This window comes from Actinomycetota bacterium (genome assembly GCA_013152275.1).
Lineage (GTDB): Bacteria > Actinomycetota > Acidimicrobiia > Spongiisociales > UBA4744 > BMS3Bbin01.
Genome location: JAADGS010000020.1, coordinates 1 through 12,825, shown reverse-complemented (window position 1 = coordinate 12,825; position 12,825 = coordinate 1). Strand labels below are relative to the sequence as shown.

Sequence of the window (12,825 nt, the reverse complement as noted above, 5' to 3'; positions counted from 1 at the left end):
CCGACCGGATGTGAGGGAATATGAAGCGTAAAGAACAGCAGATTCAGCAGGCGGCAGGACTCTACCAACCTGTCCTCGACCACGATTCGTGCGGCATCGGGTTCGTCGCCGACATCAAAGGCCGTAAGAGCCACCAGATCATCACCCAGGGGCTGACGGTCCTGGCGAACCTCACGCACCGCGGCGCAGTCGGGGCGGACCCGCTGGCGGGTGACGGTGCCGGGATGCTGCTCCAGATACCCGACGGTTTCTTCCGGCCGGAAATGGCGGCACAGGGGGTCTGCCTTCCTGAACCCGGTACCTATGGGGTTGGACTGATCTTTCTGCCACAGGATCCCGTCGACCGCGTCGTGTGTGAGAACCTCCTGACCGAACTGGTGATACGCGAGGGCCAGAAGCTGCTCGGGTGGCGCGACGTTCCCGTGGACTCATCGTGCCTTGGTGAGAGTGTCAGGCCCATCGAACCGGTGATACGCCAGCTGTTCATCGGCCGCGGCGAAAACATCGTCGACGCCGATCATTTCGACCGCAAGCTGTACGTGATTCGCAAACAGGCCCATGTCCAGCTGGAGAAACGCGCTCCCTATCTCATACGACGAGGCGAGTTCTACGTGACCTCGATGTCGGCCAGAACCATCACGTACAAGGGCATGATGCTGGCCAAGAGACTCGCCGTGTACTACAAGGACCTCGCCGATGAGCGGACCGAATCGGCTCTTGCCCTCATCCACCAGCGGTTCTCGACGAACACATCCCCGTCGTGGCGCCTGGCACAGCCGTTCCGCTATCTGTGTCACAACGGCGAGATCAATACGGTCCAGGGCAACGTCAATTGGATGATGGCTCGCCGGCAGAACATGTCGTCGGAGATCATCGGTGACGACCTCGAGAAGCTGTGGCCCCTGATCGGAGATGGGGCGTCAGACTCGGCGACGTTCGACAATGCACTCGACCTGTTGCTGGCGGGCGGATATCCCCTCGGTCACGCCATGATGCTGATGATCCCCGAGGCGTGGGCGGACAACCCGTTGATGGACGGCGGGCGCAAGGCCTTCTATGAGTATCACGCCGCCCTCATGGAGCCCTGGGACGGGCCCGCCGCCGTTGCCTTCACCGACGGCAGGCAGATCGGCGCCACCCTCGATCGCAACGGGCTCCGCCCGGCCCGCTATTTCGTCACCGATGACGACCTCGTCGTGATGGCGTCGGAGATGGGCGTACTCGACATCCCTGAGGAGAAGATCGTCAAGAAGTGGCGTCTCCAACCCGGCAAGATGCTGCTGATCGATCTCGAGCAGGGCCGCATCATCGACGATGCGGAACTCAAGAACTCTCTCTCCGGGGCGAAGCCGTACCGACAATGGCTCGACGAAACCCAGATCCATATCGCCGAACTTCCGCCCGAGGTCGCTGCCATGGGACCGGACGCGGGAACCCTGCGCACTACTCAGAAGGCCTTTGGCTATACCCGTGAGGACATCGAGTTCTTCCTGAAGCCGATGGCCTCCGAAGGCAAGGACCCCATCGGGTCGATGGGCCGTGATACTCCCCCGGCGGTGCTGTCCGACCGTCCCAAGATGCTGTACGACTACTTCAAGGAACGATTCGCCCAGGTCACCAACCCTCCGATCGATCCGATCAGGGAGGAGACGGTGATGTCACTGGTATCTCTGATCGGGCCCCGACCGAACTTGCTCGATCTCAACACCGGTGGCACCCACAAGCGCCTGGAGGTCACACACCCGATCCTCACCAATGTGGACCTGGAACGCATTCGTCGCATCGAGAACCACGTCGACGATGCCTTCCGGACCCGCAAGCTGACCATCTGCTATCCGGCCCGCGAAGGCGCCGCCGGTATGCGCCAGGCGTTGGAGAGACTGTGTGATCGGGCCATCGAGACGGTACGCGAGGGTCGCAACATCCTCATCCTGTCCGACCGGCGCCTGGAGGTGGAGCGGATTGCCATACCGGCCCTGCTGGCGACCGCAGCCGTTCACCACCATCTGATCTGGGCCGGTCTGCGAACCGAAGTGGGACTGGTCGTCGAGACCGGTGAGGCCCGCCAGGTTCATGACTTCTGCCTACTCGGTGGCTACGGCGCCGAGGCCATCAATCCGTACCTTGCATTCGACAGTATCCATGCTCTCGTCGACGAGCTGCCCGGCAGCCCATCCCCGGAAGAGGCCGAGAGGCGCTATATCAACGCGCTCAACAAGGGCATGCTCAAGGTGATGTCGAAGATGGGTATTTCAACGTTCCAGTCCTACTGCGGTGCCCAGATCTTCGATGCCGTCGGCTTGAACACCGAGTTCATCCAGCGGTACTTCACGGGCACTCCCTCAGTGATCGAGGGTATCGGCCTCGACGAGATCGCTGCCGAGACCGTCCGGCGCCACGAGGCCGCCTTTGGCACGAAGACATATCTCACCCCCGGTCTCGATGTCGGTGGCGACTATGCGTTCCGGTTGCAGGGCGAGGTGCACGTCTGGACCCCGGAGACCATCTCCACGCTCCAGCACTCGGTCCGATCCGGTGACTATGACCTCTTCCAGAAGTACACCGCAATGGTCAACGACCAGACCCACAAGCTGAAGAACCTGCGGGGACTCTTCGAACTCGATTTCCTCGACGAACCGATTCCTCTCGATGAGGTCGAGCCGGCCTCCGAAATCGTGAAACGCTTCGCGACCGGCGCCATGTCGTTCGGGTCGATTTCCTGGGAGGCCCACACGAATCTCGCGATCGCGATGAACCGGCTCGGCGCCAAGTCGAACACGGGCGAGGGTGGCGAGGAGCCGAGCAGGTACGTTCCCTTGGAGAACGGCGACTCCATGCGGTCCGCCGTCAAGCAGGTCGCGTCGGGTCGCTTCGGAGTGACGACCGAGTATCTGGTAAACGCCGACGACATCCAGATCAAGATGGCTCAAGGTGCCAAGCCAGGCGAAGGTGGCCAGATTCCCGGTTACAAGGTGAACGAGTGGATCGCCAAGGTGCGCCATTCCACGCCGGGTGTCGGCCTGATCTCACCCCCGCCCCACCACGACATCTATTCGATCGAGGACCTCAAGCAGCTCATCTTCGACCTGAAGAACGTCAACCCGACAGCCCGCATCAGCGTGAAACTGGTGTCCGAGGTCGGTGTCGGCACGATTGCCGCCGGTGTCGCCAAGGCGCACGCCGACCATGTCCTCATCTCCGGCAATGAGGGTGGCACGGGCGCCAGCCCTCTCACCTCGGTGATGCAGGCAGGCTCGCACTGGGAGATCGGTCTGTCCGAGGCACACCAGACCCTGGTCGCCAATGGACTGCGGGGACGGATCGCCATTCAGACCGACGGTGGCATCCGCACCGGCCGGGATATCGTGATTGCGGCGTTGCTGGGGGCGGACGAAGTGGGTTTCGGGACCGCCGCTCTCATCTCCGAGGGCTGCATCATGATGCGCAAGTGCCACCTCAACACTTGCCCGGTCGGAGTGGCCACCCAAGACCCAGAGCTGCGCAAGCTCTTTCCCGGCAAACCGGAGCATGTCGTCAACTTCTTCATGTTCGTCGCGGAAGAGACCCGAGAGATCATGGCCAGGTTGGGCTTCCGCACCTTTGCCGAGATGATCGGTCAGAGTGATCGTATCCGCGCAAAGGACGCGATCGAGCATTGGAAGGCTCAGGGTCTGGACTTCTCCAAGGTCTTGTTCAAGCCTCGGCCCGGGCCCGGTGTCGCCATCAGCAACACCGGAGAACAACGGCACTCACTACATCGGGCTCTCGACAACGTTCTCATCGAGAAGGCGATGCCGGCTCTCGAACACCGCCGAGCGGTCTCGATCGAGACCTCGGTGAACAACACGAACCTTTCCATCGGCGCAATGCTGTCGGGCGAGGTGGCCCGTCGATACGGCCACGCCGGTCTCCCCGACGATACGATCCACATCAAGCTGCACGGGACCGCCGGACAGAGCTTCGGCGCCTGGCTGGCTCACGGCATCACGCTCCACCTCGAAGGGGACGCCAACGACTACGTCGGCAAGGGGCTGTCGGGCGGCCGCATCATCATCGAGACGGAGCCATCCGGCCCGTTCGTCCCACGCGAGAACATCATCATCGGCAACACCGTGCTGTACGGAGCCATCTCCGGCGACTGCTACTTCAACGGCGGAGCCGGGGAGCGATTCGCCGTCCGGAACTCCGGCGCCATTGCGGTCGTCGAGCGAATCGGCGACCACGGCTGCGAGTACATGACCGGGGGCTGCGTCGTCGTGATCGGCAAGGCCGGCAGGAACTTCGGCGCCGGGATGAGCGGCGGGATCGCCTACGTGATCGACGATGCCGGCGATTTCGAACAGCGAGTCAATCACCATATGGTCGAGATCGAGCGAGTCACACCTGATAACGATGTCCCACTCGAAGTCTCCGACAACCCCACTCCGGAGGAGCTTCTCGCCGATCCGCTGCGACACGACGTGTGGCGGCTGAAGACCCTCATCGCCCGCCATGCCCGCCTCACCAACAGTTCCCGGGCAGAAGAGATCCTCGATCACTTCGATGAGTACCTGACCCGGTTCTTCAAAGTGGTGCCGGTGGAGTATCGGCGGGCGTTGCAGCAGCGCACACCGACGGTGGAGCGCGTGTGATGGGCTCACCGACAGGATTCCAGAAGATCGAACGCCAAGAGCGTGGCTACCTGCCGGTGGAGGAGCGCCGGAAGAACTATCGCGAGTTCTCGATTCCATTGACGGACGAGGCGGTGGCGAAGCAAGGATCCCGCTGCATGGACTGTGGCGTCCCGTACTGCCATGTTGGCTGTCCGATCGGCAACATCATTCCGGACTGGAACGACCTCGTATATCGGGGCGACTGGCGCGAGGCCGTCGACGTGCTGCATTCGACGAACAACTTCCCCGAGTTCACCGGCCGGGTCTGTCCGGCACTCTGCGAGGAGGCGTGCACACTCAATCTCCACGATGCACCGGTGACCATCAGGACGATCGAGTACGCGATCATCGAAAAGGCCTGGCAGAACCGGTGGATCGACCCCAAGATCCCCGGAAGACACACCGATAGACGCGTCGCGGTCATCGGGTCGGGGCCCTCCGGTTTGGCCGCGGCGCAGCAGTTGTCCCGGGCGGGCCACCAGGTCGAGGTGTTCGAAAAGAACGCCAAGATCGGCGGCCTTCTCCGCTATGGGATCCCGGATTTCAAGCTCGAGAAGTCGGTTATCGACCGTCGGCTGGCGCAAATGCAGGCAGAGGGTGTCGAGTTCCGTGTCAACAGCCATGTCGGCGTAAACGTGCCGGTGGAACGCCTCGTCAGCAAATACGACGCACTGGTATTGGCGGCCGGGTGTGAGAAGCCCCGAGATCTCCTCATCCCTGGGCGCGATCTCGACGGGATTCATTTTGCGATGTCATTCTTGACCCTGCAGAACCGAAGGGTCGGCCGCGAGTTCCCCGGTGATCTGGAACAGATCACCGCCGAAGGCAGGCACGTTGTGGTCATCGGCGGTGGCGACACCGGCGCCGACTGTGTCGGAACCGCGAACCGGCAGGGTGCTGCCTCCGTCACGCAACTGGAGCTCTTGCCCCGGCCTCCGGAGCATCCCGACAAGATGCTCATCTGGCCCAACTGGCCGACGAAGCTGCGAACGTCCACATCTCACGAGGAGGGTTGCGAGCGTTTGTGGTCGGTTGCCACCACTTCGTTCGAAGGCTCGGCCGGACGAGTCGAGACGCTGCGAGGTATCGGAGTCGACTGGAAGCAGGTCGATGGGCGATGGGTGATGACCCAGGTCGCCGGAAGCGAGTTCGCGCTGCAGACGGATCTCGTCCTGTTGGCAACAGGGTTTGTCAGCCCCGTCCACGAGGGCCTACTCGAGCAACTCGGTGTCGAGCTCGATCGGCGTGGGAACGTGGCGGCGGACACCGACAACTATGCAACGAGCGTGCCCGGTGTCTTCGCTGCCGGAGACATGCGTCGTGGCCAATCGTTGGTGGTATGGGCCATCAACGAGGGTCGCCGGTGTGCGCGGGCGGTCGACGAGTACCTGATGGGTCACAGCGACCTTCCCTGCTGAGCCTCGGCCTGCCGCCTCCATCGATCGGAAGGATTGGGAGTCCGCGCCACGACCGGGCTCGATCCGGCGACTTCATGTGCTCGCTTCCATCACATGAGCCGGTGACCCACACACTTCGTACCCGGGTCGGGTCACGTCTCGAGACATGATGTATGGGTGATCTCGTGCCGACCTTACAGGTTCCATTCCGGCCGAATGCCGGTTCGAGCGGCGATGTCACCTCCTCGAGATGGTCGGGTTCGATGACCAGGATCCGGGTCTCGACGAGGGATTCGAGGCTCACGTACCGACATACGATCGGCGCTTCGTCATGCTGCTCGGCGGGCAGGGCGCAGATGAGATGTACGGTGGACCGTCGGAGGGGGAAGACGCCGGCGGTGTTGCTGTATGGTTCGAGGATGGCATCACAGACCGCGTCGACGCGAGCAGAACGCGAGAGTCGTCCGGCGCGCCAACTTGCGATCGTGTTGTTCGGTCTCGGCATCGGCGTCGCTGCGGCGACGTTGCTCGGTCCGCTCGGATTCCACCTGATCAACTATCACGTGGTCGACGACCTCCTCAACCAGATAGTCGGCGGCGACGCCATCGGGCTCATCCTGGTGGCACCGGCGGCGCTCGCGGCCGGTGTCCTCACCTTGCGGAGCCACCCCGCCGGCCCGGTCGTCGCACTCGCTCCCGCCGGCTACGCCATCTACGTGTACACCCAACTCACGATCGGTGGAGAGTTCGCCTCGCGACCGGGAAACAGCGAGCGGTTCTTTCCGCTCTTCCTCGCCGTATTCCTTCTTGGGGGAGCCGCGTTCGTCATGGCGTGGAACGCCGTCGACCAACGGAAGCTGCCCGAACCGTCCGTCGTAATGCGTCGGACGGCGGTAACGGTGATCTTCTTCCTGGCGGCATTCCTGACGTTCGGCCTGCACCTCCCGGGCCTCGTGGACGTGATCGGCGGCGCGCCATACGGCGTCGAATACACCCAAAGCCCGACCGTCTTCTGGATTGTCAAGTTGATGGACCTCGGCATCGTGGTACCGGTCGCGATCGTCACCGGTGTCGGCATACTGCGCGGAGCGACCTGGGCGAAGAAGCTCATGTACACGGTGATCGGGTGGGGCGCCCTCCTCGCCACCGCCGTTGCCGGTATGGGAGTGGTCATGATGGTAAACGATGATCCTGCCGCCTCATCGGTGGGCACGGCCGTATTCGTAGGCTTTGGCCTTGCCCTCCTGGCTCTTGCCGTGTGGCTGTTCAAGCCACTGTTCACGACACCCGGGACGGCGGTCTCGGAGGAACAACCACCCTCGGTGACAGTCGGTTGATCGAGCGGATCCCATGATGCCGAACGCACTCGGTGTTTGCACCCGCCCCTCGCCCTGCTCGCCAGAGTCGACCGTGAGACTCGGTCCGGTCTCGGCAACGATCGGCGCCATCAGGTGGTCAGGATGCCGGACGCACCGGCGAGGTGGTCGGTGAGAAGGTGCGACTGTGTCGTGTCGGAAGCGCCGGTGGTGTGCGGAGTCACCGGATTGGCGGCCCCCGCGCCCCATACCGCCATTGGCCACATCATGGATGGCTGTACCGTGGTCGCCGCCGAGCCGAAGCGGTCGCCGCACGTGACCAACTTGCAGGTCCGACGAAATGAACGATGCCCGAGCGAGCTGACCTCACCTGCAAGCACCGTCGCGGCTCCGTCGGTCACCGTGCAGAGCGCCGGTGGTCTTGCTCGGCCCGGCGTTCGGTTGCCCCAAGTTCTCCACCGACGGTGACGACCGTTCCCGCCATACGCCTCCACCACACTTCTGTACCGATCCACCCCACGGCGATGAACGGAACGAGTGCAAGGTTGGCTACCCCGGAGACGGCAAAGAACAGATTGGCAAGGATCATGCCGAGCGGCGCACCTGCGATGGCCGGCGCGAAGCGCGCGCCGCGACTACGCCAGTGGGACGCGATCGCTGCCGCGAGGAGGATATCCCCGGTGCCGATCGCCGCCGTGGAGTTCCCACTTCGAACTGTGAGAGTCGCGACGGTCCGTACCGCATCACTCGCCGCCCCGCCAGACGTGATCCAGATGATGTCAATGGTGGCGAGCACCCCCAGCAACACCGCCATGGGCCCCCATCCGGCCGGCAGGATCCGTCCGAGGAGCGCACCTCCCGTAACGACGGCAACGAACGTGACCCCGCTGATCCACCCACTCGGGTCCCGGTCGAGGACACTGCCGGCGATGACGAACAACAGGGCGAGGCCGAAGCCTCCGGCAACGCCGATCTTCGGGAGACGTTGCATGGTCCATGCCAAGACACCAGCGGTGAGGGTGATGAAGAATGAGAATCCCGGCATGGTGCAGACCGGTCAGTGTCCCACGGCACCGTCGTGCCGAACTGCTCGACGACCCGCAAGAGGATGGACCCCCGAGCCCCGTGACAAGTCATGACGACCCTCGGCGACGACCTCGTTCATGCCCTCACGATACAGCGCCAAGCTCCTGCCCACACGGAAGCTTTGCCAAGTCGAGTGGCAGTTCCATCCACGCGCTGAGCGGAATTGAACAGCCATCCGGCCGCAGAGTCACGACAGGTCCAGGTCGACGATGTCGAGGCCGGCGAGTCGATACCGCTCCCAGGGATGGCTCGGATCGGTCCGGCCACCGACACCGTCGGTGGATGCACCTCGTACCCGGTGCCTCGGATCACGCGCTTCGTGTCTCGCGTTCCGCGTTCCATTCCACAGCCCCGGTCCGATGCCGGATCGCGGGCGAACGTGATGGCTCTTGCCGCCGGATTCGAAAGGTCGGAGAATGGAACGGGTCGATGCAGATCGACCCGGCCTCCTGCATCCGCCGGGAACCGTGGCGGTGATCCATGTCGAATGGCGACGCACGTTCGCCGAGATGCCGTGTAGTACTCAGCAGGCACCTAGTGTTCTCCCGAGGGGTAAGGTGGCCGAAGAAAGGCGGGAGGTGTGAGCGTGTCGGTTGAGAGCGACGAGGTGAGCGCCGAGCCGGAGGACGCATTTGGAGATCGCGTCGCCGAGCATGGCTATCTGAGAGCGGTACTGGAATCGTTCGCCTACCTCCCACCCTGGGGGGCGCTGTTCAAGAAATCTGCGCCGTTCTATGCAGAGTCGTACTGGTACTGCATGGGAGGGATCACCTTCCTCATGTTCCTCTACTTGACCATCACCGGGATCCTGCTTGCCTGGCTGGGCCCATTCTGGTGGCTCACCAGCCCCGTAGGTCAAGTGATCAAGGCTTCCCATTATTGGAGCGCCCAGGCGTTCTTCTTCTTCCTGGTGCTGCACCTGGTCCGGGTATGGGCAACCGGAGCTTACCGGGGTCGGCGCCGGCTGAACTGGGCCATCGGGACGATCACCCTGCTCCTCGGCCTTGGCGAGAACCTGTTCGGCCTCCTCGCGCGCGGAGACTGGGAGTCGCAGTTTGTGGCCATGCACTCCAGCGACATGCTGTTCACCGAACCGTTCTTCTTCAACCTGTTTTCGGCGGCGAACTTCACCGTGGATCTCGCGATCCATGTGGCAGTCATCCCGGTGATCATGTTCGCCCTGATCTTCGCCCATGTGACGTTGGTGCGCCTTCAGGGTATCGCCCGCCCACTGTGAGGATCTAAGGAGAGGACGATGGAACACACGGATACCGTGCCGGAGCAAACCAAGATGTCGGATCAGCCTCCGGGACATCTCGTTCGACACTGTTTTTGGAAGTACCCGCTGATCGCCGGCGGCCTGGCCATCCTGCTGATCGCTCTCGCCTTCATCGTGGGCTCGCCCAACTGGCCGAGGGACACCATTGCCGGAGTCTCTCAGGACGATCCCGGTGGGGCAGTCCTCGCCTTCACCCAGGAGCTCAACGGAACATCCGCCTCGTGGGCAAACGTCGGCTCGCATGGGATGGGAGAGCCGAGTCAGGTCTTCGTCCTCGGACCCGTGAGCGACTTTGCCTCCCTGCTCGGCACGAACATTGTTCAGGCCGTGGGCACCTACGAGAAAGCAAGCACCACCCAACGGCAGGCTTGGGCCGGCGCCTATGAACAGGCCCTGGGAACCATCACCCCGAAGGTGACAGGTGAGGCTGAAGCACTGGGGATGGTCCTCAGCCCCGACTACGCTCGGCTCGACACCCTGACCGGAGACTTCGGCCCGGTGCCGACGCTGGTTCGGGCGGACCTCACACTTGCTCAACGCGGATACCTCGAACAGTACCTGGTGGGTCGGGACCCGGGGCACTCGCTGCAGTTGGGGACGATCTGGCTCTACGACCACCCGGGCATGATGAACTCCGCCATCACGAATGGGCTCACCGATGACCAATGGGGCATGGTGAAAGAGCGGGGCTTTTCCGTGGGACCTTGGTACCTCATCATCCCTGCGATCTTTCACGTGAAGTTCCCGGGTGGGTCGGTCGGTACGGGCTTCGTCCTGTGGAATCTGGTGGCGGCTCTGATCTTCTTGCTTGCCGTGCCCATGCTCCCCGGCCTTCGGGATCTCCCCCGTCGTCTTCGTCTGTACCGATTGATCTATCGCTACCCCGCTCCGGGCGAACTGGTGTCGACCGGAGGCGAGCTGCAAGAGGAGAGCGTCGGGAAGACGGAGGCTCCATGAACCGTCGGCAGGGATTCTCCGAACTGATACTGTTCTTCGCGGCGGCGGCTGCCGGCGTCTACGGGTTGGGCCGCGCGTTCCGCGGAGATGTCCTCTGGCTCGGAGTCTCGGCTGCGGCGCTCATCGTGCTGGCGAAGCAGATGAGCAGGATCCAAGACCACTGGCCGCGCCGCCGGGACGAGCAATGAAAGGGAGGTCATCGAGATGAAGCGAATCCACCGCGATGCCTATTCGGTCGTGATCGGCACGTTGTTGCTGGTTGGGATCATCTGGCTGATGCTCGCGACCTTGAACCCGATTCGATAGGAGGGCCCCACTCGCAGGCCCCCGTCACCCGGGCCACATCGACCGACAGCCGCCCTACCGACGACGCCCGACCTGGTCCCACGACGCGCATCACCATCGTGTCATGCTGCATGAACACCCCCCGAGGCTCTCGACGGTCCATGCACCAGCCCCGGTTGCAGGAGTTTCCGCAAGCTCCGGAAGTGAGACTCGAACTCCCGACAAACGGATTAACAGACTGTTCTGGCACGTCATGCCGACCTGGGAAAACGCCTAGACATGTGCTTTGACCAGGCATTCTGTCCTGTCATCGGTACTCGGTGTTTTGCGGTGGTTCTCACTGAAACGCGTCCTGAGCGCGTCCTGGGCAGCCCCACACATCCAGCGAGGTGTCCACATCAACGCATCGAATCCCCCATCGCCTCGATCCTCCAGATGTCCCCGAGAGAGCGATATACCGTCGTGATGTCGGTCCGGATGACCTCCGCTCGTTTCACCGGCGACCAGCGCACCGCCTCGGTGTGCCGAGCCAGGCCACGACAGGTCGGTGCAGACGAGCGGCCGATCGTTTCTTGCGGCGAGCAGACTCTGCGTTGCCAGAAGGCGCCGCTCAGTCTTAGAGGACCGTGTCGAGCGCGGCGATCCGTCCATCAAGGTTTTCGCAGGGTTCGGCGACCCTGCGACCGGGGCCAGACTCGAATCGTCGAGCGCGGTGTACATCGGTCTTGTTTCACAGGCACACACTGAGAACGCTGCCGGTTTCCTTCTTGATCTCACCCTGGAGCGGCTGGTGGCCGCGCTGATCGGGTGTGCTGGTCGGTATCAGCCCTCTGGACACGACGCAGCGTCGGCGACAGACACGACGTCAGGGGCCAATGCCGTCGCGTCGGGAACAGCTGCGAATGCCCACAGGTCGTAGAGTCCGCATACCCCGTCGAGGCGTGCCGCCGAGATCCCATCAGCGCCAGTCGCGTTGAACAGGGTGACCGACCAGCCGCCGAACTGCTCCGTCTGCGACGGAGGGATCTCGTTGCCCTCGCCGAAGACGTACTTCATCGCCAGGTCATCGCCGTCCGCATAGGTGGCAAGCATTGTCAGGAGAATACCGTCCCGCTGATAGAGGTACGCCTCGTACGGTGCGCCGTGAGATGGGTCCCAGCCGCCAGGAGAGATCCCCGGCAACGACGCGACCGGTTTCAACAGCTGAATGAGGGCGGTGTTGTCGCGCTGGGCGTCAGGAGACGTTGTGGTGGAAGCCTCTGTCGTCTGAGTTGTCGGGACAGCATGAGTCGTCGTGGTCGCCGAGCTGCCGCCGACGGATGTCGACGTGCCTGGTCCCGTCACTGGGGACGACGTAGTTGGAGATGGGCTGGCTGAGCATGCGGCAACAGCCAGCGCCACAAAGGCGCCCGCCAGCAGCACAAGAGCTCTGTGTGGCACGGTGCGTTTGAGAACTGGAGTCACAATGTAGTCCTTGATTGGTGAGCTCGGGCGCGAACAGAGCGGTAGTTGTTCCCGCCCGCCCGAACCATAGCTATCGGTTTTCGATGCGGAATCTGGCGAGTTCGTTGACATGCGTGGCCAGGAACTGCGCGTCGAACTCCTCCCCTGCCTCCCGAATAGCGTCGTCGAGGCTGGTACCGCAATCTTGGTCAGCCGAGTATGCTCGTCGTTCCATGCGCAGCAGTTCTGAGTACTTGCTCTCAGATAGCGTTGCCGCCTTGTCGAGTTCCTCGGCCACGGCCCCTTCTATCTGGCCCAATAGCTCTGCCCTAGACGTGACGGCATAGCCCTGCTCTGCCATGCACGACATCCACTGGGAGGTGGCCGCTTTCACGGCAGGATGGCTGCCG

The 12,825-nt window shown here is 63.0% G+C and carries 10 protein-coding genes; 6 read left to right on the top strand and 4 right to left on the bottom strand.

Annotation, left to right across the window (positions count from 1 at the left end):
• Positions 1-20 precede the first annotated feature (20 nt).
• The 3 genes from gltB (at position 21) to GXP34_01995 (ending at position 7,386) form a co-directional block, all read left to right on the top strand.
• Positions 21-4,631, top strand: a complete 4,611-nt coding sequence (gene gltB, locus GXP34_02005) for a glutamate synthase large subunit (GenBank protein NOY54738.1) — start codon at positions 21-23, stop codon at positions 4,629-4,631.
• Entirely contained in the window at positions 4,631-6,070 is a 1,440-nt protein-coding gene (locus tag GXP34_02000) for a glutamate synthase subunit beta (GenBank protein ID NOY54737.1), read from the top strand. Before gltB ends, GXP34_02000 begins: the two co-directional genes overlap by 1 nt.
• A 398-nt stretch (positions 6,071-6,468) precedes the next feature.
• A complete protein-coding gene (locus tag GXP34_01995; GenBank protein NOY54736.1) occupies positions 6,469-7,386 on the top strand; it encodes a hypothetical protein in 918 nt (305 codons plus the stop codon).
• A 110-nt stretch (positions 7,387-7,496) separates the two neighbouring features.
• On the opposite strand, the gene GXP34_01990 is transcribed toward GXP34_01995, so the two are convergent.
• Both GXP34_01990 and GXP34_01985 read right to left on the bottom strand, forming a co-directional pair.
• A complete protein-coding gene (locus tag GXP34_01990) occupies positions 7,497-7,634 on the bottom strand; it encodes a hypothetical protein (GenBank protein NOY54735.1) in 138 nt (45 codons plus the stop codon).
• 128 nt (positions 7,635-7,762) lie between these two features.
• Complete coding sequence (locus tag GXP34_01985) at positions 7,763-8,410, bottom strand: hypothetical protein (protein NOY54734.1); 648 nt, start codon at positions 8,408-8,410, stop codon at positions 7,763-7,765.
• A 627-nt stretch (positions 8,411-9,037) separates the two neighbouring features.
• Between GXP34_01985 and GXP34_01980 the strand changes: the two genes are divergently transcribed.
• Genes GXP34_01980 through GXP34_01970 form a run of 3 tightly spaced genes read left to right on the top strand, consistent with a single transcriptional unit; the run spans position 9,038 to position 10,875 of the window.
• On the top strand, positions 9,038-9,688 hold the full coding sequence (locus GXP34_01980; GenBank protein NOY54733.1) for a hypothetical protein: 651 nt from the start codon (positions 9,038-9,040) through the stop codon (positions 9,686-9,688).
• Positions 9,689-9,706: 18 nt separating this feature from the next.
• Positions 9,707-10,687, top strand: a complete 981-nt coding sequence (locus GXP34_01975) for a hypothetical protein (protein ID NOY54732.1) — start codon at positions 9,707-9,709, stop codon at positions 10,685-10,687.
• Entirely contained in the window at positions 10,684-10,875 is a 192-nt protein-coding gene (locus GXP34_01970; protein ID NOY54731.1) for a hypothetical protein, read from the top strand. The genes GXP34_01975 and GXP34_01970 overlap by 4 nt, the downstream gene beginning before the upstream one ends.
• 919 nt (positions 10,876-11,794) lie before the next feature.
• On the opposite strand, the gene GXP34_01965 is transcribed toward GXP34_01970, so the two are convergent.
• On the bottom strand, positions 11,795-12,172 hold the full coding sequence (locus GXP34_01965) for a hypothetical protein (GenBank protein ID NOY54730.1): 378 nt from the start codon (positions 12,170-12,172) through the stop codon (positions 11,795-11,797).
• Between the two features lie 334 nt (positions 12,173-12,506).
• Positions 12,507-12,776: a hypothetical protein gene (locus GXP34_01960; GenBank protein ID NOY54729.1), complete on the bottom strand. Its 270-nt coding sequence runs from the start codon at positions 12,774-12,776 to the stop codon at positions 12,507-12,509.
• Positions 12,777-12,825 lie beyond the last annotated feature (49 nt).

Excerpts from the sequence above, each read along its gene's own strand:
- gltB (NOY54738.1), top strand. The coding sequence starts at position 21 with ATGAAGCGTAAAGAACAGCAGATTCAGCAGGCGGCAGGACTCTACCAA.
- GXP34_02000 (NOY54737.1), top strand. The coding sequence starts at position 4,631 with ATGGGCTCACCGACAGGATTCCAGAAGATCGAACGCCAAGAGCGTGGC.
- GXP34_01995 (NOY54736.1), top strand. The coding sequence starts at position 6,469 with ATGGCATCACAGACCGCGTCGACGCGAGCAGAACGCGAGAGTCGTCCG.
- GXP34_01990 (NOY54735.1), bottom strand. The coding sequence starts at position 7,634 with ATGATGTGGCCAATGGCGGTATGGGGCGCGGGGGCCGCCAATCCGGTG.
- GXP34_01985 (NOY54734.1), bottom strand. The coding sequence starts at position 8,410 with ATGCCGGGATTCTCATTCTTCATCACCCTCACCGCTGGTGTCTTGGCA.
- GXP34_01975 (NOY54732.1), top strand. The coding sequence starts at position 9,707 with ATGGAACACACGGATACCGTGCCGGAGCAAACCAAGATGTCGGATCAG.
- GXP34_01970 (NOY54731.1), top strand. The coding sequence starts at position 10,684 with ATGAACCGTCGGCAGGGATTCTCCGAACTGATACTGTTCTTCGCGGCG.
- GXP34_01960 (NOY54729.1), bottom strand. The coding sequence starts at position 12,776 with ATGGCAGAGCAGGGCTATGCCGTCACGTCTAGGGCAGAGCTATTGGGC.